Below are 24,334 nucleotides of genomic sequence, written 5' to 3'. Positions count from 1 at the left end.
CAGCCAAGAGAGGAACCGCCATGAGTCGTGATGCCCTGCAGGAATCGCTGTCCGCAGTGATGGATAACGAAGCGGATGAACTGGAACTTCGTCGAGTGCTCAACGCATTTGATGACGCCGAAACCCGTGATACCTGGTCTCGTTACCAAGTCGCTCGGGCGGTGATGCACAAGGATCTTCTAATCCCTCGTCTGGATATTGCTGCGGCCGTTTCTGCCGCGCTGGCTGATGAAGCCGTTCCGGCAAAAGCTGCTCGTGGACCATGGCGTAGCCTGGGTCGCCTGGCAGTTGCTGCTTCGGTGACTGTTGCGGTGTTGGCCGGTGTTCGCCTGTACAACCAGGACGAGATCGCCGGTGCCGAACTGGCCCAGCAGACTCAACAGCCGGTGATGGCAGGCCCTCAGGTCAAAGGCCCAGCGGTACTGGCCGGCTACAAGGAAAGCTCTGACACCACAGGCCCGATGGCCAACGGTGTATTGCAAGGGCAATCCGGCTGGCAGGACCAGCGTCTTCCAGGCTACCTGCGCCAACATGCACAGGAATCGGCTCTGAAGGGCACTGAAAGCGCTCTGCCTTATGCGCGTGCAGCCAGTTTGGAAAACCGCTAATCCGTAAGGAGCTCTATGCGAGCCATACTGCTCCTTACGCTTTTGCTCAGTGGTTGTTTTGCACTCCCCGCCCACGCCGACGAAGCCCAAGACTGGCTGACTCGACTTGGGCGTGCAGAGCAGCAGCAAAGCTTTCAAGGTACGTTCGTCTATGAACGTAACGGCAGTTTTTCTACCCATGACATCTGGCATCGTGTCCAGGAAGGTCAGGTCCGTGAGCGGCTCTTGCAGCTCGATGGTTCTGCCCAGGAAGTCGTGCGGCTGGATGGCCGTACCCAATGTGTCAGCGGCACTCTCGTCGCAGGCCTGGGCAACTCGCGCGATGCGCCATCCCGTGCGCTGGATCCGCAAAAACTCAAGCAATTCTACGAACTGGCCGTCATTGGCAAATCCCGCGTGGCCGGGCGTAATGCGGTGATCGTGTCGATCACGCCGCGTGACCAGTATCGCTACGGTTTTGAACTGCACCTGGATCGCGAAACCGCGCTGCCGCTCAAATCCCTTTTGCTGAATGATCAGGGGCAGTTGCTTGAGCGCTTCCAGTTCACGCGATTGAACACTTCGGTCGTGCCGGATGATCGCGATCTGCAGCCCAGCAGCGAGTGCGCACCTCTCTCCGTCGCCAATGAAAAAGCCCCCGTCGTGCAGCCTACTGAGGCGTGGCATCTGGAATGGTTGCCGCCGGGCTTTCAGCTGACCAGCACCAGCTCGCGTAAAGACACCCAGACCAAGGCGACAGTCGACAGCCTGATGTATGAGGACGGGTTGGCGCGTTTCTCAGTGTTCCTTGAGCCAATCAGCGATGCGAGTGTCACCGAAACGCGCACGCAACTGGGCCCTACGGTCGCTGTATCCCGTCGCCTCAATACAGTGGATGGTGAGATGATGGTGACGGTGGTGGGCGAAATCCCGATCGGCACTGCAGAACGTATCGCGTTGTCGGTGCGTGGTGAAAAAAAGCCAGCCGTCCAGCCGTGAGTCGTTAATCCTATGTTCATCCTGACGTTTCACTGTATTTGCATGCCAGGTTGGCTGCCGAGAGCATGAAATGTCTGGATCAGCATTTTCACTTGCAAAAATCTCTTATGTTTTTTATAGGTCAGGGCTTGTCGGCTCTGGCCTTGTTTTGTTCGCGGAACAAAGATGTCGGTCGCAGTTTTCGGCGTTTCTTGAACCCTGTCGCTCAACCCTGCTCGTCGTAACGGGAGCTGTATGTCGATACCACGTTTGAAGTCTTACCTATCCATAGTCGCCACGGTATTGGTGCTAGGTCAGGCCTTGCCCGCGCAAGCGGTCGAGTTGCCTGACTTCACCCAATTGGTTGAGCAAGCCTCGCCGGCCGTGGTGAACATCAGTACCACGCAAAAACTGCCGGAGCGCAAAGTCTCCAACCAGCAGATGCCGGACCTGGAAGGCCTGCCGCCGATGCTGCGCGAGTTCTTCGAGCGCGGCATGCCGCAACCGCGCGCCCCCCGTGGCGGTGGCGGTGGCCAGCGTGAGGCTCAGTCCCTGGGCTCGGGCTTCATCATCTCGTCGGATGGCTACATCCTTACCAACAACCACGTGATTGCAGACGCCGACGAAATTCTCGTGCGCCTGGCTGACCGTAGTGAGTTGAAAGCCAAGCTGGTGGGCACCGATCCACGTTCCGACGTGGCGCTGCTGAAAATCGAAGGCAAAGACCTGCCGGTGCTGAAGCTGGGTAAATCCCAGGACCTGAAGGCTGGGCAGTGGGTCGTTGCCATCGGTTCGCCGTTTGGTTTTGACCACACTGTGACCCAAGGTATCGTCAGCGCCATCGGCCGCAGTCTGCCGAACGAGAACTACGTGCCGTTCATCCAGACCGACGTGCCGATCAACCCGGGTAACTCGGGTGGTCCGCTGTTCAACCTGGCGGGTGAAGTGGTGGGGATCAACTCGCAGATCTACACCCGTTCCGGCGGATTCATGGGCGTGTCGTTCGCTATCCCGATCGACGTGGCGATGGACGTTTCCAACCAGCTGAAAAGCGGCGGCAAGGTTAGCCGTGGCTGGTTGGGTGTGGTGATCCAGGAAGTGAACAAAGACCTGGCGGAATCCTTCGGTCTCGACAAGCCGGCCGGTGCCCTGGTCGCGCAGATCCAGGACGACGGCCCTGCTGCCAAGGGCGGCCTGCATGTCGGCGACGTGATCCTGAGCATGAACGGCCAGCCGATCGTCATGTCGGCCGACCTGCCACACCTGGTGGGCGCACTCAAGGCCGGCAGCAAGGCCAAGCTGGAAGTGATCCGTGAAGGCAAGCGCCAGACCGTTGAACTGACGGTCGGTGCCATCCCTGAGGAGGGCGCAACCCTGGATGCCCTGGGCAACACCAAGCCAGGTGCCGAGCGTAGCAGCAACCGCCTGGGCATTGCCGTGGCTGAGTTGACCGCTGAGCAGAAGAAGACCTTCGACCTCAAGAGTGGCGTGGTGATCAAGGAAGTGCAGGACGGCCCTGCCTCTCTGATCGGCCTGCAGCCGGGTGACGTGATTACCCACCTGAATAACCAGGCCATCGACAGCACCAAGCAATTCACCGACATCGCCAAGGCGTTGCCGAAGAATCGTTCGGTGTCGATGCGAGTGCTGCGTCAGGGGCGTGCAAGCTTCATTACGTTCAAGCTCGCCGAGTAAGTCGGTAGAAACAAAAAGCCCCGCCTTCGTTGAATGAAGGCGGGGCTTTTTTGTGGGCGATGGAGTTAGCTCATCATCCCTTTGACCAGGCGTTCCTGTTCGATCAGCTCGCGTTGACGGGCGTCGATACGCGAAGACAATGGGAAGTTGTTGCCGGCGCGACGCTTGGCGAAATCCAACTGCTGGATGGCCTGCTGGAAATCCCCCACCAGCGCAAAGTACTCGGCGCGGGCTTGGTGCAGGCCGATAATGTTGCCGGACAAGCCGCGTGTCTCTGCGACCTGGTACCACACGTCAGGGTCGTCCGGACGAGATTTGAGCAAGCTGTCCAACGCCTTTTCCGCATCGGCGGTACGGTTCTGCTTGAGCAGAAGATCCACGCGTATCTGATTCAGCGGGTAGTTGCCCGGATACTGAGTCAGCATCTTGTCCGTACGTTGCTGGGCGTCAGGCAAGCGGCCGTTGTCAATGTCCAGCTGGATCTGCGCCAGGTTGTAAGTGATGTCGTTGGGTGTCTTCGCAAGCAGGGGCGCCAGGTTTTCCCGTGCCTGTTTGAACTGGGAGCCCTTGATCTGGGCAATGGCCAGGCCATAGCGCGCCACATCGTTCTTCGGGTTTTCGTCCAACTGCGCCTGGAAGCGTTTGGCGGCGAGGCCGGAGGTGTCTTCGTACTGCAGCTGCACCCGTGCGCGGATCAGTTGATAGCGCAGGCTGTCTTCCTTGCCGCCGGTTTTGGCTTGCTCGGCGCGGTTGCGGGTGTCGGCGATTCGCGATTCGGTCACCGGGTGCGTCAGCAGGAATTCCGGCGGCTTGGCGTCGAAGCGGTATTGACGCATCAGGCGTTCGAACATGGTCGGCATGGAGCGCGGATCGTAACCGGCTTTTTCGAGGTTGAGGATGCCGATGCGGTCAGCCTCTTGCTCGTTCTGACGCGAGAACCGGCGCTGTTCCTGGATCGCAGCCGCCTGAGTGCCAGCAATAGCGGCAATACCAGCGTCACCCGCGCCAGCTGCTGCGGCAATGATGCCGCCCAGCAGCGCGGCCATCATCGGGAGTTGCATGCGCTGTTGGGCTTCCACGCCACGGGCGAAGTGGCGTTGGGACAAGTGCGCCAATTCGTGCGCCAGTACCGAGGCATATTCCCCTTCGGTCTGGGCATTGAGGAACAGGCCGCCGTTGACCCCGACAATCCCGCCGGGCGCGGCGAAAGCGTTCAGTTGCGGGCTGTTGATCAGGATGAACTCCAGGCGCCGGTCGTTGACCTGGCTGGTCTCCACCAACTTGTAGACGCTGGTTTCGACGTAATCCTTGAGCTGCGGGTCGTTGAGTTGCGAGACCTGGCCCCGCAGGTACGCCAGCCAGGCGCGACCCAACTGGTATTCCTGTTGTGGCGAGACAATGGCAGAACTGGCGTCGCCGAGTGACGGCAGGTCGTCAGCGAAGCCTGGGGAGGCCAGCAGGCAAGCCAGCGTCAGCAGGGTGGGGCGCAAAAAAGTCATGCACAGAGCCTTTCGACAAAGAGCTTACTGTAGCCGGACACTGAGCTTCGGACCAGATATTCTAAGCATCCCCAATGCTTGCCCGGAGTAAACCATGACCGACGCTGTCGCCTTTGATGCCGAACTCGATGCCAGCGGCCTCAATTGCCCGTTACCCTTGCTCAAGGCCAAGCTGGAACTCAATCGTCTGGCCAGTGGCGCAGTGCTCAAGGTGATCGCCACGGACGCGGGCTCCCAGCGTGACTTCCGCACCTTTGCCAAGCTGGCCGGCCACACGCTGTTGCATGAAGAAGACGCCGCCGGTGTTTACCGTTACTGGTTGCGCAAGGCCTGAACCGTTCGCTCCACCACCCGAGGTTGATTGATGTTCAAAGTGTTACGAGACTGGATCCAGCGCTACTTCTCCGACGAGGAGGCCGTGGTACTGGCGGTCCTGCTGTTTCTGGCCTTCACGGCCGTGCTCACCTTGGGCGGCATGCTGGCGCCGGTATTGGCTGGGATGGTACTGGCGTATCTGATGCAAGGTTTGGTCACCACGCTGGAGCGTTTGCGCCTGCCGGGCGGAGCCGCCGTGGGGCTGGTATTCGCCTTGTTCATGGGGCTGCTGGTGCTGTTTATCGTGGTGGTATTACCGCTGTTGTGGCATCAGTTGATCACGCTGTTCAACGAGCTGCCGGGCATGCTCGCCAAGTGGCAATCGCTGTTGCTGCTGTTGCCGGAGCGCTACCCGCACCTGGTGTCGGACGAACAGGTGTTGCAGGCCATCGAAGCGGCGCGCGGCGAGATCGGAAAGTTCGGGCAATGGGCGCTGACCTTTTCCCTGTCCAGCCTGCCGCTGCTGGTCAATATCATGATCTACCTGGTGCTGGTGCCGATCCTGGTGTTCTTCTTCCTCAAGGACCGCGTCATGATCGGCCGCTGGGTACGTGGCTATCTGCCACGCGAGCGTGCACTGATTACCCGGGTGGCCGAGGAAATGAATCGGCAGATCGCCAACTACATTCGCGGCAAGGTCATCGAGATCATTATCTGCGGCGGCGTGACCTACATCGCCTTTATTGCCCTGGACCTGAACTACGCGGCCTTGCTGGCGTTGCTGGTAGGTATTTCGGTGGTGGTGCCGTATGTCGGCGCGGTGGTGGTGACTGTGCCGGTGGCGCTGATTGCGCTGTTCCAGTGGGGCTGGAGTGACCAGTTCATCTATTTGATGGCGGTGTACGGGATCATCCAGACGCTGGATGGCAACGTGCTGGTGCCGCTGCTGTTCTCGGAGGCCGTCAACCTGCACCCGGTGGCGATCATCTGCGCGGTGTTGTTATTCGGTGGGCTGTGGGGGTTCTGGGGGGTGTTCTTTGCGATCCCGCTGGCGACGCTGTTCAAGGCGGTGCTGGATGCGTGGCCACGGCAGGAGCCAGTGGTGGCGCCGTTGCTGTGATTTTTTGTGGTTGAGCGGGGCAAACCCGCTCACCACAAGAGCTCGCTGTGTTCAGCCTTTGCTCAGCGCCTGCGCTGCCGCCAGGACGGCATCCACATGCCCCGGCACCTTTACGCCACGCCATTCCTGACGCAACACACCCTCCTTGTCGATCAGGAAGGTGCTGCGATCCACGCCCAGGTATTCCTTGCCGTACAGCTTCTTCAACTTGATCACGTCGAACAGTTGGCAGACCGCCTCGTCCTTGTCGCTGATCAGCTCGAAGGGGAATGCCTGCTTGCCCTTGAAGTTCTCGTGAGACTTCACGCTGTCCCGCGACACGCCAAACACTTCGGTGTTAGCCGCTTTGAATGCTGCGTATTGGTCGCGAAAGCCCTGGCCTTCGGTGGTGCAGCCTGGCGTGCTGTCCTTCGGGTAGAAGTAGATCACCACTTGCTTGCCCTTGAGGGCAGCGAGGCTGAAGGTCTGGCCGCTGGTGGCCTGGGCTTCGAAATCGGCTACGGGTTTGTCGATGACTACCGCCATGAAAACTTCCTTACATTGGGTTCTGTGGGCGCCATGGCTCGATCAAGGCGTCGAGGTTCAGGGCATCGGCGAAATCCAGGAACTGGTCGCGCAGCCAGCTGATCTGCACGCCAGCCGGCAACGTCACGGTGAACGTTGCGTTCAGCATGGTGCCGCCGGTTTGCGGGGCCTGGTAGGTGTCGCAGGTCAGGTTCTCCAGCTCGACGTTGTGGTCGATGAAGAACTGGCACAGTTCGTTGACGATGTCCGAACGGTAGGCGGAACTGACATACGCTACATAAGGCAGGGCTTGGGGACGATTCTCCAGGGCGGCGCTGCGCACCACATTGACGGTGAAGTCGTGCTTTTTAGCCAGGCCTGGCAGGCCGGTCTCCAGGCGCGCCAGGGCATCCCAGGTGCCGGAGATCTGCAGGACCAACGCGCTGCACTCGCCATGGCGGGTGAGGCGGGAGGTCACGACGGCGCAGCGGTTTTCATGGCTGGCGCGGCACAGGACGTTGGTCAGCTCCATGGGGTTGGCGCCGAGGGCACTGATAACAAGGAATTGTTCGCGAACTGTGGGGGTGGACATGCAGCCTTCCTAAAACGATGAGCGGTCGATACTGTGCGGGCTGTATCGATCAAAGGATGAAGGGTAGCGAAAACCGTCGCCAAGGGATAGGAGGTGGCGTTTTCATTGCGTGATCGGCTCGATTTCATCGTGCTTCTGGGCAGGCTTTGGCCCAATGATGGCATTGCCCGTCGTTTAGTTGCGCCAGAACGCATCCTCAGGCGGTACTTCGCTTGTGCAAGCATCTTGGCGCCAGTACCATTACGGCTCTCTTTTTCCGGCAGGAGCGGTTGCATGATTGCGGGCAGTATGGTGGCACTGGTCACACCCATGGATGCACAAGGTCATCTCGACTGGGACAGCCTGGGCAAACTGGTGGACTTCCACCTGCAAGAAGGCACCAACGCCATCGTGGCGGTCGGCACCACCGGTGAATCGGCCACCCTCGATGTGGAAGAACATATCCAGGTGATCGAATTCGTGGTCAAGCGTGTCGCGGGCCGTATCGCCGTGATCGCCGGTACGGGCGCCAACTCGACGCGAGAAGCGATCGAGCTGACCAAAAACGCCAAGAAAGCCGGCGCCGATGCCTGCCTGCTGGTGACCCCGTACTACAACAAGCCGACCCAGGAAGGCTTGTACCAGCACTTCCGCGCGATTGCCGAAGCGGTCGATATTCCGCAGATCCTCTATAACGTGCCGGGTCGCACCGCGTGCGACATGCAGGCCGCGACCGTGATCCGCCTGTCCACCGTGCCGAACATCATCGGTATCAAGGAAGCCACTGGCGACCTGCAACGCGCCAAGGACATCCTGGCCGGCGTGAGCAGCGATTTTCTGGTGTATTCCGGTGACGACGCCACCGCTGTCGAGCTGATCCTGCTGGGCGGCAAGGGCAACATCTCCGTGACCGCCAACGTGGCCCCGCGGGCCATGAGCGAAATGTGCGCCGCCGCCATTGCCGGCGACGCCGTGACCGCCCGTGCGATCCACGAGAAGCTGATGCCGCTCAACAAGACACTGTTTATCGAATCCAACCCTATTCCCGTGAAATGGGCGCTGACTGAAATGGGCATGATGCCGGACGGTATCCGTCTGCCGCTCACCCGTCTCAGCGAAGCCTGTCACGAACCGCTGCGACAGGCCCTGCGCCAGTCCGGCGTCCTGGTTTAATTGAGGAAGCACTACGCATGAAGCGATTGGCCGGACTTTCCGCACTTGCCTTGATTATCTCCAGCACCAGTGGCTGCGGTTGGATCTGGGGCCCGGAAGGCTACTTCCGTGACCGCGGCAGCGATTACCTGGAAGCACACCCTACCAAACCTATGGAGCTGCCGCCGGGCGTCAACGTCGCCAAGCGACTTGACCCGTTGCTGCCGATTCCGCGCAATGTCGCCGACGACACCGCCAAGGGTGAGTACGTGGTGCCGCGTCCACAGCCGATCTCGGCCGTGGCGGATGCCAGCGACTACAGCCTGCAGAAGAGCGGTGACTCCCGCTGGATCGTGGCTCAGCGCCCACCTGCCGAAGTCTGGCCCGTGGCCGTGCAGTTCTTCCAGGACAACGGCTTCCGCATCGACGAGCAGCGCCCGCAGACCGGTGAATTCACCACCGCATGGCAGCAGGGCAGCGAACTGTCCGCTACCATGGCCAAGCGCCTGCAGGCCGGTGGTGTAGCCGCCGACAGCGAGGCCCGTGTGCGCGTGCGCATCGAGCCAGGCGTGCAGCGTAATACCAGTGAAGTCTATGTGGTCAGCGCCGAGCGTCCGGCCGGCAGCACCGCCAACGTTGATTTCACCAACCGTTCGGTCAACACCGGTGTCGACTCGGCACTGGTCGACGAGATGCTGGCCAGCATGAGCCGTATCTCCGAGAAGGGCGGTTCGGTTTCTCTGCTCGCCGCACGAGATTACGACACCCCAAGCCGCGTCAGCCTCACCGAAGATGGCAGCGGCAACGTGGTGTTGAACCTCGGTGAAGACCTCGACCGTGCCTGGGCCAGCGTTGGCCGTGCATTGGAACAGGGCCCTTGGCGTGTAGAAGACATCAACCGCAGTCTGGGCCTGTACTACATCAACGTGGCTGAAAAAGCCGAGCGCAAAGACGACGAGCCAGGTTTCTTCGGCAAGCTGTTCGGCAGCAAACCGACCAAGGAAGAGATCGAGACCCGCGCCGAGCGTTATCAGGTTCGTTTGAGCAAGGTAGGCGAAAGCGTGCAGGTCACCGTCGAGAAGAACATCAACACCGTTGCGCCCGCTGAAACAGCGCGCAAAGTGTTGGGCGTGATTCAAGACAACCTGGGCTGATCCGGTGCGTTTTGCCGTTCTCGGCAGCGGTAGCCAAGGGAACGGTACGCTGGTCGCCCACGACGACACGTACGTGCTGGTGGATTGTGGTTTCTCGTTACGGGAAACCGAGCGGCGCCTGCTGCGACTGGGGGTTCACCCCGCGCAGCTGAGCGCGATTCTGGTGACCCACGAACATGCCGACCACGTGCATGGCGTGGGTTTGCTGTCTCGGCGCTACAATCTCCCGGTGTACCTCAGTCGCGGTACCTTGCGCGGGATGCGCAAACCCATCGAACCTGCAGGTTTCCTGGCTGGTGGCGAGACACTGCAGATTGGTGCGTTGAGCATCAATGTGATTGCCGTAGCGCACGACGCCCAGGAGCCGACGCAGTACGTATTCAGTGACGGTGAGCGGCGTTTCGGCGTGCTCACCGACCTGGGTTCCTACTGCTCAAAGGTGCTGGATGGTTACCGTGACCTGGATGCATTGATGATCGAGTCCAACCACTGCCGAGACCTGCTGGCGCGTGGTCATTACCCGTACTTTCTCAAGCAACGGGTGGGCGGCGAGCTGGGGCATTTGAACAACCACCAGGCGGCGTACCTGGTGTATGAGTTGGGCTGGCAAGACTTGCAACACCTGGTCCTGGCCCACCTGAGCAGCAAGAACAACCTGCCGCAGCTGGCCCGGCAATGTTTTGTCGACACCCTCGGGTGCGACCCGGACTGGCTGCAACTGGCCGATCAAGATTCAGGGCTCGATTGGCGACACATCGCCTAGCCCACCATTTAGCAAGCGGAGCCCATCATGGAAAAACGTGAAGAACTCTACCGCGGCAAAGCCAAGTCGGTGTACAAGACCGACGACGCCAACCGCCTGATCCTGCTGTTTCGCAACGACACCTCGGCGTTCGACGGCAAGCGCATCGAACAACTTGATCGCAAAGGCATGGTGAACAACAAGTTCAACGCCTTCATCATGCAGAAACTCGAAGCGGCCGGCATTCCGACCCAATTCGACAAACTGCTGGGCGACAACGAGTGCCTGGTCAAGAAGCTCGACATGATCCCGGTTGAATGCGTCGTGCGTAACTACGCGGCCGGCAGCCTGGTCAAGCGTTTGGGCGTGGAAGAGGGCCTCAAGCTCAACCCTTACACCTTTGAACTGTTCCTGAAGGACGACGCCAAGGGCGACCCGTTCATCAACGAATCCCACGTCGTGGCATTCGGCTGGGGCACCGCTGAGCAACTGGCGCGCATGAAGGAGTTGTCCCTCAAGGTCAACGACGTGCTGAGCAAGCTGTTCGACGACGCTGGCCTGCTGCTGGTGGACTTCAAGCTCGAATTCGGGGTCTTCCACGACGGCTCCATCGTCCTGGGCGACGAATTCAGTCCTGATGGCTGCCGCCTGTGGGACAAAGACACCAAGAAGAAGATGGACAAGGACCGCTTCCGCCAGGGCCTCGGTGACGTCATCGAAGCCTACGAAGAAGTCGCCAACCGTCTGGGCGTACCGCTTTAATCGACGCAAGCATCTGATAGCACGGAAAAAAATCGCTTCGGCGCTTTGCTTTCCTGATCCACGCTGTTATGATGCGCGCCGTTGGAGAGATGCCAGAGTGGCCGAATGGGACGGATTCGAAATCCGTTGTACCTTCACCGGTACCTAGGGTTCGAATCCCTATCTCTCCGCCATATTTAAAAAGCCCCGAGCGCTTAACCGCCTCGGGGCTTTTTTGTGTTTGGGGGAATGCCTTCTCTTTCGCGCCCCCCAAGCACCCGCCAATATCCGTAAATCGCCAATTACGAGAAACGCGGTGACGCCTGGAGAGCCCAAATCCGTCGCAAAGGATAGAGGCGAGAAGGTTTCCGGCTGTCAGGGATTGAGTTATCGACGCTTCCCTTGCCGTCGGTTAATGGCTCCGAACGCCTTGATGCAGATCCCCGGTGCTGATCTCCGGGAATAGCGGTCATCGCTTACCCCCATTAAACGAAAAAGCCCGCCGAGTTCAACACCCAGCAGGCTTTTCAGTGACTACGTTCCCGGTCAGGCAGGCTGCGCTGCCAAGCTATTGCTCACATTCCGCCCCAGCACCAGCACCGTCACAAAACCCCCGCCTACCAATGCGGTCGCGAGGCTCAACAGCACGGCGCTGCCCATCTGGTCGACAATCCGTCCGCCGAAGAACGAGCCCAGCGCAATAATCACCTGGAACAACGCAACGAACAGCGGCATGCCACGCTCCACATCCTTGGGCGCTACGACAAACATCCAGATACTGGCGCAGGCCGGGAAGGCGCCGAAGGCGAAGCCCCAGAGTGCGATCAGCATGGCGGCGCCGGTCAGGCCGGTGGCGAAGTAGGGGAACAGGGCGGTGCTGGTGCCGATCATCAGCGCGACCAGCAGTAGGGTGTAGCGGACGCTGCGGTTGGCGGCGAAACCGGCAAAGATGTTACCTGCTACACCGGCCACGCCAAACATCAGCAGCAGCGAGCCGATGGTCGGACCATCGAAGCCGGAGCTGTTCTTGAAGAAAGGCGCGACGTAGGTGTACGCGGCAAAGTGCGCCAGACCGATCAGCAATACCGCGATCAAACCGACCCGAGCCCGTGGGTTGATGAACAACGCTGGCAGGTCGCTGACAAGAATGGGTTTTTCCGGCTTGAGGATGGGGAGCAGGAGGACCTGTGCCAGCAGCACCGGTAAGCCCAGCAACGCGGTGACCAGGAAAGTCATGCGCCAGCCCATCAAGCCACTTAGCCATGTGCCTACGGGCACGCCGAGTACGGTGGCCAGTGTCACGCCCATCATGATGATCGAGGTGGCCTTCGCGACATCCACGCCTTTGGGTGCCAGGCGGCCGCTGAGGGCGATGGCTGTGGCCCAGAAACCGCCGATGCTGATACCCAGCAATACGCGACCGAATAGCAGAAGGCTGAAATCACTGGCGAAGGCCACCACCATGTTGGCGATGATCATGATCAGCGTCAGGCCGATCAGCAGATAACGGCGGTCCATGGCGCCAATGATCACCGACAGCAGGGGCGCGGCGAGCGCGGCCATGATGCCGGGCAGGGTGACCATCAGGCCGGCGTGACCGGCACTGATGCCCAGGTCCGCAGCGACATCGTTGAGTACGCCCACTGGCAGAAACTCGCTGGTCACCAAGGCAAAGGCGCCCACGGCGACTGAGAGAATCGCCAGCCACTGCTGTTTGACGCTCTGTTGATTATGTTCGGGAAGGCCGCGAGGGGCCTGGCTGGCACTTGGCATAGTGTTGGGTTCCAGGGTGAACGTCGCCCGAAGCCAGGCGAGGGGGAGGGAATTAGGAAGCGATTATAGGAATCAGTGCTGAAAATCGAGCAGGCGCTCGTTTCGATAGTAATCATCAGTGCTATCGATGCGACGCTCTAGCACGCACTGCATGACCGATGCACCTTTCGCACGGACTTGCAAAACGTTGCCTACAGGCAGCGCATTGCAGTGGCTCCTGCAGTTTATTACGTTGTGATAGCGCACTCGATCAGGCGCTAACCACTGCAAAGGAATTGCATCATGAGCAAGAACACGAAAAAAACCTCCGGCAAGATAGCTACCCTGGCGGCCGACACCCTCAATAATCCAGACGCTTCGGTCATTGCCAAAAGCCTTGCCGCTTCAGCGTTGGCTCAGCGCAGTACCGAGAAGCAGACAAGCGCTGTGCTGGAGGAGAAGGCGGGGAAAGTGCTTCAAAGCGACCAGTACAGTGAGGCTGCAAAATCCCTTGCGGCCTCGGTTCTCTCTCAAGCCAATAAAGAACGGGGACGCTGAGTAAAAGGTTCCCTGTTGTTCTGGCTTGACCACTCCCTTCAGAGAGGCGTTCATCCACTTTTAGAAGCGTGCGCGCCGTGGTCAGCCAGGCGCGCTGTCAGGCTCTGAATAAACACGGTTTCCGCGCGGCTCATCTTCTGCTCTCGATTCCACAGTAGGTGAATGTCCACGTCCGTTATTCCCTCATCCGGCGGTAACCGCCAGAGCAGCCCGTTTTTCACATCATCCGCGACCACATGGATCGGCAGGCAGCCCAGGCCGAAGCCGGCGATCACCAATCGCCGCACTTCTTCCAGGCTTGAAGACGACGCCACAATCCGCCCACTGAACCCTTGCTGGTCGCGGAAAATCGTCAACGGTGAGAGCATCCCGCCAATCTGGTCGCTGGTAAAACTGACGAAGTTCTCCGATTGCAGGTCCCCCTCCGCCAAACCGATGCGCCCGAACAGCGGATGGTGTCGCCCACAAAAAAACGCATAACGCTGGCGCAGGAACAGGTGTTGTTCCAGACGTGGCTGTGGCCGACGGTTAAGGCTCAGGCCCAGCGTCGCGGTTTTTTCCAGGAGCGCGGCGACGATGTCCGAACTGCGCATCACCTCGACTTCCAGGTCTACCCGAGGGTGTTCACGATGAAAGTCCGCCAGGTATTCATCGAAGGTGTCCGAGTTGATCCGGCTGATCATCAGCAATCGCACTTTGCCGATCACTTCATCACCGGGTTTTTGCAGGGCGTTACTCATCTGCGACACCTGGCCATACATCTCGCCGGCGATGGCGAAGATCTGCTCACCGGCCTCCGTCAGCACAAAGCGTGGACCCCGGCGAACGATGAGTTGGCAATCGAGTTGTTCTTCCAGCCGCTTGAGTGCCTGGCTGATCGCCGGTTGGGTCAAGTGCAGACGGGCGGCGGCGCGGCTGATGCTCAGCTCCTGGCCGATCACGCGGAACGTGCGCAGCAGGTTCCAGTCCAGGCGGTCGTTGAGCAAAGGGTGAATGTCGCGGCGGGCGTCGGGCATGCTGCAGCTCGATAATAAGCAGGATTTATAATTGGAATAATAAATAGAAAATTGACTAATCATAGCCCCAAGACGATAAATCACCCTCAACAAGCGCCATCAGAGCGCATGCGTTCGACCTTTCTCCTGCCAAAAAAATAACCAAAGGAGCCAGCCCCATGAAGCCTTCCGCTTCGCCCCAGCCTCGCCGTGCTGCGGCCGCCGCTTTTATCGGCACCATGATCGAGTGGTACGACTTTTACATCTACGCCACCGCCGCGGCGCTGGTGTTTGGCCAACTGTTTTTCCCTTCTGACGACAAGCTCTTTAGCACCATGGCTGCGTTCGGCACCTTTGCCGTGGGTTTCTTTGCGCGGCCGTTGGGCGGCATTGTGTTCGGGCACATCGGTGACCGGATTGGCCGCAAAAAATCCCTGGTGATTACCCTGGTGATGATGGGCGTGGTCACCGTGTGTATCGGTCTGCTACCGACCTACGCGCAGATCGGTGCCGCTGCGCCAGTACTGCTGGTCCTGCTCCGCGTGGTGCAGGGTATTGCCGTCGGCGGTGAGTGGGGCGGCGCGGTGCTGATGGCGGGCGAGCATGCGCCCAAAGGCCGGCGCAACTTCTTTGCTTCCTTCGCGCAATTGGGCAGCCCGGCTGGGTTGATCCTGTCACTGTTGGCGTTCAGTGCGGTAACCCGCCTGCCGGAAGACGAGCTATTGAGCTGGGGCTGGCGCGTGCCGTTCCTGGCCAGTGCGTTGCTGTTGGTGGTCGGCCTGGCGATTCGCCTGGGCGTGAACGAGTCGCCGGAGTTTCTTGAAGACAAAGCCCTGGCGGAAAAAGCGCGGGCGATCAAGAAAGACCAGGCGCCCGTCATTGAAGTGCTGCGAACCGCCTGGCGTCCGCTGCTGCTGTGCATCGGTGCCAACACCCTGGGCATCGCTGGCGTGTATTTCACCAACACCTTCATGATCGCCTACAGCACTCAGCAACTGGGCCTGCCGCGCTCGTTGATTCTGGAGTGCCTGTTCTTTGTCGCGATCATCCAGTTCTGCGTCCAGCCGCTGGCTGCCTGGGTGGCGGAGAAGGTCGGTGCCACGCGTTTCCTGTGCGCGATGACCGTATTGGCCATGGCTTCGCCTTACCCCATGTTCGTCCTGGTCAGCAGCGGCCAGGCGCCTTTGATCATCCTCGGCATCGCCCTGGCAGTGGTGTGCATGGCGTCGTTTTATGCCGTGATCGCCGGCTTCGTCAGCGGCCTCTTTGAAACCCGCGTGCGTTACACCGCGATTTCCCTGGCGTACCAGGTGTGCGGCGCCCTGGCGGGTGGCCTTACGCCATTGATCGGAACCTGGCTGGCCCACGAATACCAAGGCCAATGGTGGCCAATGGCAGTGTTTTACAGCTTGATCGCGGCGGTCTCGCTGGTGTGTGTGCTGGCGTTGTCGCGCCGCCATGCCTCCGCGCACCGTCTTGAAATGGCCCATAGCGTTTGAGGGAGTGACAGTAATGTTGAAGATCAACGGCGAGCGCCTGTGGGCCAGCCTGATGGCCATGGCCGAGATTGGCGCGACGGCGCGCGGTGGCAGTTGCCGCCTGGCTTTGAGCGGCGAAGACCAAGCCGGTCGCGAACTGTTCAGCCACTGGTGCACGGCCGCCGGGTTGAGCCTGAGCGTGGATGCCATCGGCAATCTGTTCGCCCGCCGTGCCGGTACGGACAAGGACGCGGCACCGGTGATGATGGGCAGTCACCTCGACACACAACCCGAGGGCGGCCGCTTCGACGGTGTCTACGGTGTATTGGCGGGTCTGGAGGTGATTCGCAGCCTGGACGATCACGGGATCCAGACACGCAAACCACTGGAAATTGCGGTATGGACCAACGAGGAGGGCGCCCGTTTTACACCCGCCATGCTCGGTTCGGCGGTATTCACCGGCACCCTGGCGCTGGACAAGGCCCTGGCCACTGCCGACGTCGATGGTATCAGCGTGGCCGAGGCCTTGCGTGCAACTGGCTACAACGGTTCACGCCCATTGGGTGGCGCGGTGGATGCGTATTTCGAAGCGCATATCGAACAGGGCCCGATCCTTGAAGACAATGCCAAGAGCATCGGTGTGGTCACCGGTGGACAGGCAATTCGCTGGCTGGATGTGCGCGTCGAAGGTATGGCTGCCCACGCCGGCACTACGCCGATGCCGCTGCGTAAAGACGCGTTGTATGGCGCCGCACAAATGATCCAGGCGCTGGAGAAACTGGCGGCGGATTTTGCCCCGGAAGGCCTGACCACTGTAGGTGAATTAAGCATCGCCAAATCGTCGCGCAACACCATCCCTGGTCTGCTGAATTTCACCGTCGATTTGCGTCATCACCGCGACGACGATATCGACGCCATGGAACAACAGGTGCGCCGACAGTTGCAGGCCATCGCCGAGCAACGCGGACTGTCCGTGACCGTCAGCCCACACTGGATCAGCCCGGCCACGCCCTTCGACGCCGACTGCGTCACCTGCGTACAAGCCGCCGTGGATGGCCTGGGTTACAGCCAGCAACGCATCGTCAGCGGTGCCGGTCACGACGCCATCCACCTGGCGCGCTATTGCCCGACGGCGATGATCTTCATCCCTTGCGTCGGCGGCCTCAGTCACAACGAAGCCGAAGACGTGTTGCCCGAGGACGTGCGCCAGGGCACCGACGTATTGCTCAATGCCGTGTTGAAGCGCGCCGGCCAGGTTCAGTAAGGAGATTTTTCATGCGTACGTTTTTTCATCCCGAACAACTTCTGCATCATCCGCGCAGCTACTACTCCCGTGGCCAGATGCGTACGCCGCAGGAGGTCCCCGAGCGTGCCCGTCATCTGCTGTTGGCGGCACACACCTTGGGTTTTGATATCCAGCAGCCGCAGGACTACGGCCTCGATCCACTGCTGGCGGTACACGGTGCGCCTTACCTGGCATTTCTGCAGGAGGCCCACCAACGTTGGCAGGAAATCCCCGAAGACTGGGGCGACGAAGTCATGTCCAATATCTTCGTGCGCGAGCCCAACGCCCTGCGCGGCATCCTTGCCCAGGCTGCGCGCTACCTGGCGGATGGCAGTTGCCCGATCGGCGAACTGACGTGGCGCTCGGCCTACTGGTCGGCCCAGAGCGCCGTTGCTGCCGCCAAGGACATTCTTGAGGGCGCCCCGGCGGCCTACGCGCTCTGTCGTCCACCGGGACATCATGCTCGTTACGATGCAGCGGGGGGATTCTGTTACATCAACAACGCAGCGGTAGCAGCGCAGGCATTGCGCCAAGGTTTCCAGCGCGTCGCCGTGCTCGACACCGACATGCACCACGGCCAAGGCATCCAAGAGATTTTCTACGACCGTGACGACGTGCTTTACGTCTCGATTCACGGTGACCCCACCAATTTCTACCCTGGCGTTGCCGGCTTCGTCGAAGAGCGCGGTAACGCAGCAGGCCAAGGCTTCAACCTCAACCTGCCGATGCCCCACGGTGCCAGTGAGGCCGTGTTCTTCGAAAAACTGGAACTGGCTTTGGCGGCGGTGAAGAACTTCTCGGCAGAGGTGCTGGTGCTGTCACTGGGTTTCGATATCTACGAGCTGGACCCGCAGAGCAAAGTCGCAGTAACGCGCGAGGGGTTCGCGCGGTTGGGTGAGTGCATTCGCGGGTTGGGATTGCCCTGTGTGATCGTGCAGGAGGGTGGGTATCACCTGGAGACGCTGGATAGCAATGCGCAGGCGTTTTTTAATGGGCCGCAGGTTTGGCAGCGGCTTTAACCTGTTTGCACCGACTCGACGCCGGGGTGATTTACGGTAAGGGTTCACGGGGAGGCGGGTAGCAGGGGTATTACGACAAGCTGATCCCGGCATGCATGGCGCCCCATCGGCTCCCGTACGATAATGCCCACTACCTCGACCACATTGGCCCTCACGTGATCATCAACTTTGACCTCAACGACCTCCAAGCCTTTCGCGCCGTGGTAGACAAGGGCAGTTTTCGCGGTGCCGCCGAAGCCATCCGGATTTCGCAGCCGGCCCTCAGCCGGCGTATCGAAAAGCTTGAGACCGCCCTGGATGTGAAGCTGTTCGAACGCACCACGCGGCGCGTCAGCCTGACCATGGTCGGCCGTGCGTTCCTGCCTAAGGTCGAGCGCATGCTCGACGATCTCGATCTCGCGCTCATGGGCATCAGCAATGTCGCGTCCACACGCATGGGCAATGTCACCATCGCCTGCGTGCCGTCGACGGCGTACTACTTCATGCCCCACGTGATCTCCGAATTCCACAAGCTGTATCCAAAGATTCGCCTGCGGGTGCTGGATGCCAGTGCCGGTGAAGTGTGCAATGCCGTGGAAAGTGGCGAGGCAGATTTCGGCGTGAGTTTCAGCGGCAGCCTGGCCGATGACGTGGAGTTCGAACTGCTGCTGCAGGAGCGCTACGTGCTGGCCTGTCGCCGCGATCACCCACTGGCACAGCGCGACAGCGTGCCCTGGTCCGAGGCCTATGAACACGACTACATCACCGTGGACAAGACCTCCGGCAACCGCTTCCTGCTCGATCAGGCCTTGCGCGGCGTACGGGTGAAAAAGCCGAGTATCTGCGAGACGCACCACGTGACCACCATGATCGGGCTGGTGGAGGCGGGGCTGGGGGTGGCGATGGTGCCGTCGATTGCGATGCCGGCGGTCGAGCACCCGATTCTGGTGAGTGTGCCGCTGGTGGAGCCTCAGGTGATGCGCAATGTGGGGTTGATCAAACGCCGCGGGCGGACCTTGCCGCCAGCGGCGCTGGAGTTGGAGCGGTTGGTGCGGGAGATGCCGTTTCGGTCAGGGTGACACCGAGTCCAGGCCGGTGGCTTGTACCACCGGTTGCGCCTGGGGCGACGCCAGATACTGCAACAACGCCTTGGCCTGCTCCGGGTGTTCGGCGTTGAGCGGAATGCCCGCCGCGAAGCGCGTCACCGATTGCACGTCTTCCGGAATCTTGCCGACGTAGGTCACACCCGGCACCGGCAACAGTTCCGCGACCTGCTGCAAGCCCACCTCGTAGTCGCCCTTGGCCACCTGCTCGGCCACCGGCAGGCGTTCGATCATGGTGCCTTTGGCCGGCATGCCGAGCTTCTTGAACAGCTCCTTCTCGACATACACACCGCTGGCGCTGTCCGAGTAAGCCACGGATTTGGCCTTGCTCAGCACGGCTTTCAGCTCGGCGTCAGTACCGATCGCAGGTTTGACCGCGCCGGCCTTCACCACCAGGCCGATACGCGAGTCCGCCAGTTCCACACGGGAGGCCGGGTCGACCTTACCTTGTTTGATCAGCTCATCCAGGGCGTAACCGACCATGATCACCACGTCGGCGTGTTCGCCACGGGCCAGGCGGTTGGGAATCGCTTCCGGCGCCTTGCCCATGGACGGACCCAAAATGGTTTCGAGGCTGTCGCCGCTTTGCTTGGCGTACTGCGGGCCGAGCACTTTATACGCGGCGGTGAAGCCACCGGAGGTCATCACCTTGAGCTGTTCGGCCTGGACCGACAGCGACAGGACGCCAAGGGCCAGCGCCGATAGGGTTTTATACAACGTCTTCATTACGCCGCCCCCTGCATGACTTGTCCGCGAGCATTGGCGCGACGATACAACGCCAGGGTCGAGCACAGTGCACACGCTGCGGCGAACATCATCCAGTAGGCCGGCGAGGCTTTGTCTTCGGTGATGTGGATGAACCAGGTAGAGATCGCCGGGGTAAAACCACCGAAAATCGCGGTGGCCAGGCTGTAGGCCAGGGAGAAACCCGCCACGCGCACTTCCACCGGCATGATTTCGGTAAGCGCCGGGATCATTGCGCCGTTGTACAGGCCGTAGAGGAAGGAGAACCACAGCAGGGTTTCCAGCATATGGGCAAAGCTCGGTGCATTTACCACGTAGGACAGCGCTGGATAAGCGGTCAGAACCGTCAGCACGGTCATGGCGATCAGCACCGGCTTGCGGCCGAAACGGTCGCTGAGGGTGCCACCGATCGGCAGCCAGATAAAGTTCGACACTGCCACCAGCAGGGTCACTAACAGAGCGTCGGACGTGCTCAATTGCAGCACGGTCTTGCCGAAGGTCGGCGCATACACCGTGATCAGGTAGAACGCGGTAGTGGTCATGGCCACCATCAGCATGCCGCCGATGACCACTGTCCAGTTCTTCACCAGGGTCGCCAGCACTTCGCGCATGGTCGGGCGATGCTTGCGGTTGGCGAACTCTTCGGTTTCCTGCAGGCTGCGACGCAGGATGAAGATGAACGGAATGATCACGCAGCCGATGGCGAACGGAATGCGCCAGCCCCAATCCGCTACCACGGCGGGTTCCATCCACACGTTCAGGCCATAACCCAGCGCGGCGGCGACCACGATGGAGATCTGTTGGCTGCCCGATTGCCAGCTGGTGTAGAAGCCTTTGCGGCCGGGCGTGGCCATTTCGGACAGGTACACCGACACACCGCCCAGTTCAGCGCCGGCCGAGAATCCTTGCAACAGGCGACCGAGCAGCACCAGCAACGGCGCCCACAGGCCGATGGTGTGATAGCTGGGGACCAGCACGATCAGCAGCGTGCCGCTGGCCATGATCGACAGCGTCACGATCAACCCTTTGCGGCGACCGACGTCATCGATGTAGGCCCCCAGGATGATCGCGCCCAACGGACGCATCAGGAAGCCTGCACCGAACACGGCGAAGGTCATCATTAATGACGCAAACTCATTAGCGGCAGGGAAGAATGCGGCAGCGATGTAGGTGGCGTAAAAACCGAACAGGAAGAAGTCGAATTGTTCGAGGAAGTTGCCCGAAGTAACGCGGAATACCGCACCCACTTTCGAGCGGGCAGAGTCGGGTCGGGTAGGGCTAGTCATGGTTTTGTGTCTCCAGCGTTCTTTTTAAAGTGCTTGTTTCGCCTAAGACCGAGAATAGTGGCTGACACATTTAGAAATGATAAGTGACAAATTTGGATGCATTGATGTGTCTTCGCTATCAATCGGTAATAAATCAACAACGCATTCGCTGTTCTATGCTGAAGGTTTGACCAAGTCTTACGGACGGGAGGTGGCGATGACTGACCAACAGAAGCAGCGGGATGAGCGGGAGCGTGAGCAGGCCCGGCAGCGGGAGGAAGAAAAACCGCAGACCTGGAAGCATCCCGATGATGGGACAGAGCTCTCCGAGCGGGATCAGGAGCGTCCACTCAAGCCGTAGTCCCAGGTTAGATAGGGTCAAACTGTGGGAGCGGGCTTGCTGGCGAACGCTGTGCGTCAGTCAACCAATGTGTTGGCGGGCCCACCGCTTTCGCGAGCAAGCCCGCTCCCACATGTGTGATGTGCGCTATCGGGGTGGGAAACTATTTGACATATTTGATTTGTGATCACATATTGAGGCCATAAGAACGACAACACAGGTTTTGCCTCATGACAGATGGTCCGCTTCTCCTGCCCACCCTGCGCCAGGTGTCCCGCGATACCTTGCAAGACCAGGTCTACCGCCAGATCCGCGAAGCCTTGATGAGTGGCCGTTTCCAACCCGGCCAGAAGCTCACCATCCGCGGCCTTGCCGAAGCCCTCGGTTCCAGTCCCATGCCGGTGCGTGAAGCCCTGCAGCGCCTCAGCGCCGAAAACGCCTTTGAAGTCACCGAGACCTCCCGTCTGCGCGTCCGCTTGATGACGGTCGAACGCCTGCGGGAAATTCGCGATGCCCGGGTCGCCCTCGAAGGGCTGCTGGCGGAAAAAGCCGTGCTGCTCCTGCAAAAGGCCGACCTCGATGAAATCACTGACCTGTGCCAGCAAATGCAGCACGCCGCCGACGAAGTCGACGTGTCCCGCTACCTGTGGACCAACTTTGCCTTTCACCGGCGCATCTACGCCGTGGCCCAGGCCGAGTTGACCATGGCCGCCGTGGAAAACTTCTGGCTGCACATGGGCCCGTGCTTTGCGCTGGTCGCCCCGGATAAAGCTCACCTGCAACGCTCGATGGAGGCGCACACGCGCATTGTCGAAGCCCTGGCTGCCCGCGATGGCGGGGGGGCGCGCGCAGCGGTGACCGATGACATCATGCAGGCCGCCGACTCCCTCGCGCGCCTGCTCGTCAAGAACGACCGTTCGCGGTCGTCTGTTTCAGGAGGTAAACGTGCATGAGTGTCCTACAACGGCTGCAGCCCTATCCTGGGTTACGTGTGTTGATTTCCGGCGGGGCTGCCGGCATTGGTGAAGTGCTGGCGGCGGCGTATCTGGAAGCCGGTGCCCAGGTGCATGTGTGTGATGTGAGCGAGTCGGCCCTGGCGGTGTTTCGCGACAAATACCCAGGCACCGTCGCCACCCGCGCCGATGTCAGCGACGCCGCGCAGATCGAGGCGGTGTTCAAGGTGCAGCGCGAGCATTTCGGTGGCCTCGATGTGTTGGTCAACAACGCCGGGATCGCCGGGCCCACCGGCGGGATCGATGCGATCAGCGACGCCGAGTGGCAAGCCACCATCAACATCAATCTCACCGCGCAATACCGGTTTGCCCACCACGCAGTGCCGATGCTCAAGGAATCGTCCCACGGCCATCTGCTGCATATCGCCTCGGTGGCGGGGCGCTTGGGTTACGCGTGGCGCACGCCCTATGCGGCAACCAAATGGGCGATCGTCGGCTTGATGAAATCCCTGGCTTCGGAGCTGGGCGAGAGCGATATCCGCGTCAACGCCTTGCTGCCCGGCATCGTCGAAGGCCCGCGCATGGACGGCGTGATCCGTGCGCGTGCCGAACAGGTCGGCGTGCCCGAAGCCGAGATGCGCCAGGAATACCTCAACAAGATTTCCCTCAAGCGCATGGTCACCGCCGAAGACGTGGCAGCCATGGCCTTGTTTCTCTGTTCGCCCGCCGCACGCAACGTGACCGGCCAGGCGATCAGCGTCGACGGTAACGTCGAGTACCTGTAAGCCACGCAAGACCACATCGCGCAATACCCAGGATTTTTTTCATAAGAATAAAAGTCGGAGATTCGTCATGTCCAAAAATCGTCCTGTCATCATTACCTGCGCCGTTACCGGTGCGATTCATACACCGTCGATGTCGCCACATCTGCCGATCACCGCCCAGGAAATTGCCGACGCCGCCATCGGTGCCGCTGAAGCCGGCGCCGCGATTGTGCACCTGCATGCCCGTGATCCCAACGACGGTCGCCCCAGCCAGGACCCGGCACTGTTCGCCGAATTCCTGCCGCAGATCAAGGCCGCCAGCGACGTGGTAATCAACATCACCACCGGCGGTGCGCCGACCATGGGCGTGGAAGAGCGCCTGCAGCCGGTGATGCAGTTCAAGCCGGAATTGGCCTCGCTGAACATGGGCTCGATGAACTTCGGCCTTTACGAAATGCTCAACCGCTTCACCGACTTCAAGCACGATTGGGAGCGGCCGTACCTGGAAGAGAGTGACGACCGAATCTTCCGCAACACCTTCCGCGACATCACTCACATCCTCAATGCCTGCGCCGAAAACCGCACCCGTTTTGAGATTGAGTGCTACGACATCGGCCACCTCTACACCGCCGCGCATTTTATGGAGCGCGGCCTGCTCAAGCCGCCGTTGTTCATCCAGTCGGTGTTCGGCCTGCGCGGCGGTATCGGCGGGCACCCGGAAGACCTGGCGCACATGCGCCGTACCGCCGACCGTCTGTTTGGCAGCGACTACGTGTGGTCGATCCTCGGCGCCGGGCGTGGGCAGATTCCGCTGGCGACCATGGGCCTGTCCATGGGCAGCAACGCGCGAGTGGGGCTTGAGGATTCGCTGTGGGATGGCCCGGGCAAACTGGCGGCGTCGAATGCCGATCAGGTCCGGCGCATTCGTACGGTGATCGAAGCGCTGGGGCACCGCGTCGCCACACCGGATGAAGCGCGGGAAATCCTCGGGCTCAAAGGGCGCGACCAGGTCAATTTCTAACCCGACTAACCGCCGCGTCA

At 60.5% G+C, this 24,334-nt stretch carries 25 protein-coding genes and 1 tRNA gene; 19 read left to right on the top strand and 7 right to left on the bottom strand.

The annotated features are described in order from the left end of the window. Nucleotides 1–20 precede the first annotated feature (20 nt). The 3 genes from AB4O08_RS05355 to AB4O08_RS05345 all read left to right on the top strand — a co-directional run bounded on the left by AB4O08_RS05355 (nucleotide 21) and on the right by AB4O08_RS05345 (nucleotide 3,260). A complete protein-coding gene (locus AB4O08_RS05355; RefSeq protein ID WP_003172479.1) occupies nucleotides 21–608 on the top strand; it encodes a sigma-E factor negative regulatory protein in 588 nt (195 codons plus the stop codon). A gap of 15 nt (nucleotides 609–623) precedes the next feature. Beyond that, nucleotides 624–1,586, top strand: a complete 963-nt coding sequence (locus AB4O08_RS05350) for a MucB/RseB C-terminal domain-containing protein (protein WP_460114740.1) — start codon at nucleotides 624–626, stop codon at nucleotides 1,584–1,586. 234 nt (nucleotides 1,587–1,820) lie between these two features. Beyond that, the gene (locus tag AB4O08_RS05345) at nucleotides 1,821–3,260 is read left to right on the top strand and encodes a DegQ family serine endoprotease (protein WP_010212202.1); all 1,440 of its coding nucleotides are present in this window, start codon (nucleotides 1,821–1,823) and stop codon (nucleotides 3,258–3,260) included. 65 nt (nucleotides 3,261–3,325) lie between these two features. Here AB4O08_RS05345 and AB4O08_RS05340 read toward each other — a convergent pair whose 3' ends face one another. Beyond that, nucleotides 3,326–4,759 carry a M48 family metalloprotease gene (locus AB4O08_RS05340; RefSeq protein WP_010212199.1) on the bottom strand — a complete coding sequence of 478 codons (1,434 nt, stop codon included), beginning with the start codon at nucleotides 4,757–4,759 and terminating at the stop codon, nucleotides 3,326–3,328. Between the two features lie 94 nt (nucleotides 4,760–4,853). On the opposite strand from AB4O08_RS05340, the gene AB4O08_RS05335 reads away from it, so the two are divergent. After that, nucleotides 4,854–5,093 carry a sulfurtransferase TusA family protein gene (locus tag AB4O08_RS05335; RefSeq protein WP_010212198.1) on the top strand — a complete coding sequence of 80 codons (240 nt, stop codon included), beginning with the start codon at nucleotides 4,854–4,856 and terminating at the stop codon, nucleotides 5,091–5,093. A gap of 30 nt (nucleotides 5,094–5,123) precedes the next feature. Next, a complete protein-coding gene (locus AB4O08_RS05330; protein WP_010212197.1) occupies nucleotides 5,124–6,194 on the top strand; it encodes an AI-2E family transporter in 1,071 nt (356 codons plus the stop codon). Between the two features lie 51 nt (nucleotides 6,195–6,245). Here AB4O08_RS05330 and AB4O08_RS05325 read toward each other — a convergent pair whose 3' ends face one another. Both AB4O08_RS05325 and AB4O08_RS05320 read right to left on the bottom strand, forming a co-directional pair. Further along, on the bottom strand, nucleotides 6,246–6,719 hold the full coding sequence (locus tag AB4O08_RS05325; protein WP_010212196.1) for a peroxiredoxin: 474 nt from the start codon (nucleotides 6,717–6,719) through the stop codon (nucleotides 6,246–6,248). A gap of 10 nt (nucleotides 6,720–6,729) precedes the next feature. Next, nucleotides 6,730–7,290, bottom strand: a complete 561-nt coding sequence (locus AB4O08_RS05320) for a glycine cleavage system transcriptional repressor (protein WP_003172487.1) — start codon at nucleotides 7,288–7,290, stop codon at nucleotides 6,730–6,732. Nucleotides 7,291–7,563: 273 nt separating this feature from the next. Here AB4O08_RS05320 and dapA point away from each other — a divergent pair, with 273 nt between their 5' ends. From dapA to AB4O08_RS05295, 5 genes are all read left to right on the top strand, one after another. Continuing rightward, entirely contained in the window at nucleotides 7,564–8,442 is an 879-nt protein-coding gene (dapA, locus tag AB4O08_RS05315; protein WP_010212195.1) for a 4-hydroxy-tetrahydrodipicolinate synthase, read from the top strand. 17 nt (nucleotides 8,443–8,459) lie between these two features. After that, nucleotides 8,460–9,575 carry an outer membrane protein assembly factor BamC gene (gene bamC, locus AB4O08_RS05310; RefSeq protein WP_460114739.1) on the top strand — a complete coding sequence of 372 codons (1,116 nt, stop codon included), beginning with the start codon at nucleotides 8,460–8,462 and terminating at the stop codon, nucleotides 9,573–9,575. Nucleotides 9,576–9,579: 4 nt separating this feature from the next. Continuing rightward, complete coding sequence (locus AB4O08_RS05305) at nucleotides 9,580–10,338, top strand: MBL fold metallo-hydrolase (RefSeq protein WP_021491032.1); 759 nt, start codon at nucleotides 9,580–9,582, stop codon at nucleotides 10,336–10,338. Between the two features lie 27 nt (nucleotides 10,339–10,365). Continuing rightward, nucleotides 10,366–11,079, top strand: a complete 714-nt coding sequence (gene purC, locus AB4O08_RS05300) for a phosphoribosylaminoimidazolesuccinocarboxamide synthase (protein WP_010212191.1) — start codon at nucleotides 10,366–10,368, stop codon at nucleotides 11,077–11,079. Nucleotides 11,080–11,162: 83 nt separating this feature from the next. Next, a tRNA-Ser gene (locus tag AB4O08_RS05295) sits at nucleotides 11,163–11,252 on the top strand. A 352-nt stretch (nucleotides 11,253–11,604) separates the two neighbouring features. Here the strand turns inward: AB4O08_RS05295 and AB4O08_RS05290 are convergent. Then, nucleotides 11,605–12,831, bottom strand: a complete 1,227-nt coding sequence (locus AB4O08_RS05290) for an MFS transporter (RefSeq protein ID WP_460114738.1) — start codon at nucleotides 12,829–12,831, stop codon at nucleotides 11,605–11,607. Between the two features lie 282 nt (nucleotides 12,832–13,113). On the opposite strand from AB4O08_RS05290, the gene AB4O08_RS05285 reads away from it, so the two are divergent. Continuing rightward, nucleotides 13,114–13,368, top strand: coding sequence for a hypothetical protein (locus AB4O08_RS05285; RefSeq protein WP_021491030.1), 255 nt, complete (start codon nucleotides 13,114–13,116; stop codon nucleotides 13,366–13,368). A gap of 50 nt (nucleotides 13,369–13,418) precedes the next feature. On the opposite strand, the gene AB4O08_RS05280 is transcribed toward AB4O08_RS05285, so the two are convergent. Then, a complete protein-coding gene (locus tag AB4O08_RS05280) occupies nucleotides 13,419–14,384 on the bottom strand; it encodes a LysR family transcriptional regulator (RefSeq protein WP_010212188.1) in 966 nt (321 codons plus the stop codon). Nucleotides 14,385–14,542: 158 nt separating this feature from the next. Between AB4O08_RS05280 and AB4O08_RS05275 the strand changes: the two genes are divergently transcribed. The 4 genes from AB4O08_RS05275 (at nucleotide 14,543) to AB4O08_RS05260 (ending at nucleotide 19,203) form a co-directional block, all read left to right on the top strand. Further along, nucleotides 14,543–15,862: an MFS transporter gene (locus tag AB4O08_RS05275; protein WP_010212187.1), complete on the top strand. Its 1,320-nt coding sequence runs from the start codon at nucleotides 14,543–14,545 to the stop codon at nucleotides 15,860–15,862. Between the two features lie 13 nt (nucleotides 15,863–15,875). Then, nucleotides 15,876–17,105: a Zn-dependent hydrolase gene (locus tag AB4O08_RS05270; protein WP_137206435.1), complete on the top strand. Its 1,230-nt coding sequence runs from the start codon at nucleotides 15,876–15,878 to the stop codon at nucleotides 17,103–17,105. Nucleotides 17,106–17,116: 11 nt separating this feature from the next. Further along, nucleotides 17,117–18,145: a histone deacetylase family protein gene (locus AB4O08_RS05265; RefSeq protein ID WP_042570715.1), complete on the top strand. Its 1,029-nt coding sequence runs from the start codon at nucleotides 17,117–17,119 to the stop codon at nucleotides 18,143–18,145. Nucleotides 18,146–18,300: 155 nt separating this feature from the next. Beyond that, nucleotides 18,301–19,203, top strand: coding sequence for a LysR family transcriptional regulator (locus AB4O08_RS05260; protein WP_010212183.1), 903 nt, complete (start codon nucleotides 18,301–18,303; stop codon nucleotides 19,201–19,203). Here the strand turns inward: AB4O08_RS05260 and AB4O08_RS05255 are convergent. Continuing rightward, the gene (locus AB4O08_RS05255; protein WP_042570716.1) at nucleotides 19,195–19,953 is read right to left on the bottom strand and encodes a substrate-binding domain-containing protein; all 759 of its coding nucleotides are present in this window, start codon (nucleotides 19,951–19,953) and stop codon (nucleotides 19,195–19,197) included. The genes AB4O08_RS05260 and AB4O08_RS05255 overlap by 9 nt on opposite strands. Then, on the bottom strand, nucleotides 19,953–21,257 hold the full coding sequence (gene tcuC / locus AB4O08_RS05250; RefSeq protein WP_021491026.1) for an MFS transporter: 1,305 nt from the start codon (nucleotides 21,255–21,257) through the stop codon (nucleotides 19,953–19,955). Before tcuC ends, AB4O08_RS05255 begins: the two co-directional genes overlap by 1 nt. A gap of 196 nt (nucleotides 21,258–21,453) precedes the next feature. Between tcuC and AB4O08_RS05245 the strand changes: the two genes are divergently transcribed. From AB4O08_RS05245 to AB4O08_RS05230, 4 genes are all read left to right on the top strand, one after another. Then, nucleotides 21,454–21,597 (top strand): hypothetical protein, encoded by a 144-nt coding sequence (locus tag AB4O08_RS05245; RefSeq protein WP_181195556.1) that lies wholly within the window; start codon nucleotides 21,454–21,456, stop codon nucleotides 21,595–21,597. Nucleotides 21,598–21,806: 209 nt separating this feature from the next. Beyond that, the gene (locus AB4O08_RS05240; RefSeq protein WP_010212177.1) at nucleotides 21,807–22,529 is read left to right on the top strand and encodes a GntR family transcriptional regulator; all 723 of its coding nucleotides are present in this window, start codon (nucleotides 21,807–21,809) and stop codon (nucleotides 22,527–22,529) included. After that, on the top strand, nucleotides 22,526–23,314 hold the full coding sequence (locus tag AB4O08_RS05235) for an SDR family oxidoreductase (protein WP_010212176.1): 789 nt from the start codon (nucleotides 22,526–22,528) through the stop codon (nucleotides 23,312–23,314). The genes AB4O08_RS05240 and AB4O08_RS05235 overlap by 4 nt, the downstream gene beginning before the upstream one ends. Before the next feature lie 67 nt (nucleotides 23,315–23,381). Further along, a complete protein-coding gene (locus tag AB4O08_RS05230; protein WP_021491024.1) occupies nucleotides 23,382–24,314 on the top strand; it encodes a beta-keto acid cleavage family enzyme in 933 nt (310 codons plus the stop codon). Nucleotides 24,315–24,334: the final 20 nt, after the last annotated feature.

It is taken from the genome of Pseudomonas sp. H3_E07, assembly GCF_054668895.1.
This window is presented reverse-complemented; position numbering and strand designations above follow the sequence as displayed.

What these genes read in the sequence shown, in the direction of transcription:
- AB4O08_RS05355 (WP_003172479.1), top strand. Translation starts at nt 21, where the DNA reads ATGAGTCGTGATGCCCTGCAGGAATCGCTGTCCGCAGTGATGGATAAC.
- AB4O08_RS05350 (WP_460114740.1), top strand. Translation starts at nt 624, where the DNA reads ATGCGAGCCATACTGCTCCTTACGCTTTTGCTCAGTGGTTGTTTTGCA.
- AB4O08_RS05345 (WP_010212202.1), top strand. Translation starts at nt 1,821, where the DNA reads ATGTCGATACCACGTTTGAAGTCTTACCTATCCATAGTCGCCACGGTA.
- AB4O08_RS05340 (WP_010212199.1), bottom strand. Translation starts at nt 4,759, where the DNA reads ATGACTTTTTTGCGCCCCACCCTGCTGACGCTGGCTTGCCTGCTGGCC.
- AB4O08_RS05335 (WP_010212198.1), top strand. Translation starts at nt 4,854, where the DNA reads ATGACCGACGCTGTCGCCTTTGATGCCGAACTCGATGCCAGCGGCCTC.
- AB4O08_RS05330 (WP_010212197.1), top strand. Translation starts at nt 5,124, where the DNA reads ATGTTCAAAGTGTTACGAGACTGGATCCAGCGCTACTTCTCCGACGAG.
- AB4O08_RS05325 (WP_010212196.1), bottom strand. Translation starts at nt 6,719, where the DNA reads ATGGCGGTAGTCATCGACAAACCCGTAGCCGATTTCGAAGCCCAGGCC.
- AB4O08_RS05320 (WP_003172487.1), bottom strand. Translation starts at nt 7,290, where the DNA reads ATGTCCACCCCCACAGTTCGCGAACAATTCCTTGTTATCAGTGCCCTC.
- dapA (WP_010212195.1), top strand. Translation starts at nt 7,564, where the DNA reads ATGATTGCGGGCAGTATGGTGGCACTGGTCACACCCATGGATGCACAA.
- bamC (WP_460114739.1), top strand. Translation starts at nt 8,460, where the DNA reads ATGAAGCGATTGGCCGGACTTTCCGCACTTGCCTTGATTATCTCCAGC.
- purC (WP_010212191.1), top strand. Translation starts at nt 10,366, where the DNA reads ATGGAAAAACGTGAAGAACTCTACCGCGGCAAAGCCAAGTCGGTGTAC.
- AB4O08_RS05290 (WP_460114738.1), bottom strand. Translation starts at nt 12,831, where the DNA reads ATGCCAAGTGCCAGCCAGGCCCCTCGCGGCCTTCCCGAACATAATCAA.
- AB4O08_RS05285 (WP_021491030.1), top strand. Translation starts at nt 13,114, where the DNA reads ATGAGCAAGAACACGAAAAAAACCTCCGGCAAGATAGCTACCCTGGCG.
- AB4O08_RS05280 (WP_010212188.1), bottom strand. Translation starts at nt 14,384, where the DNA reads ATGCCCGACGCCCGCCGCGACATTCACCCTTTGCTCAACGACCGCCTG.
- AB4O08_RS05275 (WP_010212187.1), top strand. Translation starts at nt 14,543, where the DNA reads ATGAAGCCTTCCGCTTCGCCCCAGCCTCGCCGTGCTGCGGCCGCCGCT.
- AB4O08_RS05270 (WP_137206435.1), top strand. Translation starts at nt 15,876, where the DNA reads ATGTTGAAGATCAACGGCGAGCGCCTGTGGGCCAGCCTGATGGCCATG.
- AB4O08_RS05265 (WP_042570715.1), top strand. Translation starts at nt 17,117, where the DNA reads ATGCGTACGTTTTTTCATCCCGAACAACTTCTGCATCATCCGCGCAGC.
- AB4O08_RS05255 (WP_042570716.1), bottom strand. Translation starts at nt 19,953, where the DNA reads ATGAAGACGTTGTATAAAACCCTATCGGCGCTGGCCCTTGGCGTCCTG.
- tcuC (WP_021491026.1), bottom strand. Translation starts at nt 21,257, where the DNA reads ATGACTAGCCCTACCCGACCCGACTCTGCCCGCTCGAAAGTGGGTGCG.
- AB4O08_RS05245 (WP_181195556.1), top strand. Translation starts at nt 21,454, where the DNA reads ATGACTGACCAACAGAAGCAGCGGGATGAGCGGGAGCGTGAGCAGGCC.
- AB4O08_RS05240 (WP_010212177.1), top strand. Translation starts at nt 21,807, where the DNA reads ATGACAGATGGTCCGCTTCTCCTGCCCACCCTGCGCCAGGTGTCCCGC.
- AB4O08_RS05235 (WP_010212176.1), top strand. Translation starts at nt 22,526, where the DNA reads ATGAGTGTCCTACAACGGCTGCAGCCCTATCCTGGGTTACGTGTGTTG.
- AB4O08_RS05230 (WP_021491024.1), top strand. Translation starts at nt 23,382, where the DNA reads ATGTCCAAAAATCGTCCTGTCATCATTACCTGCGCCGTTACCGGTGCG.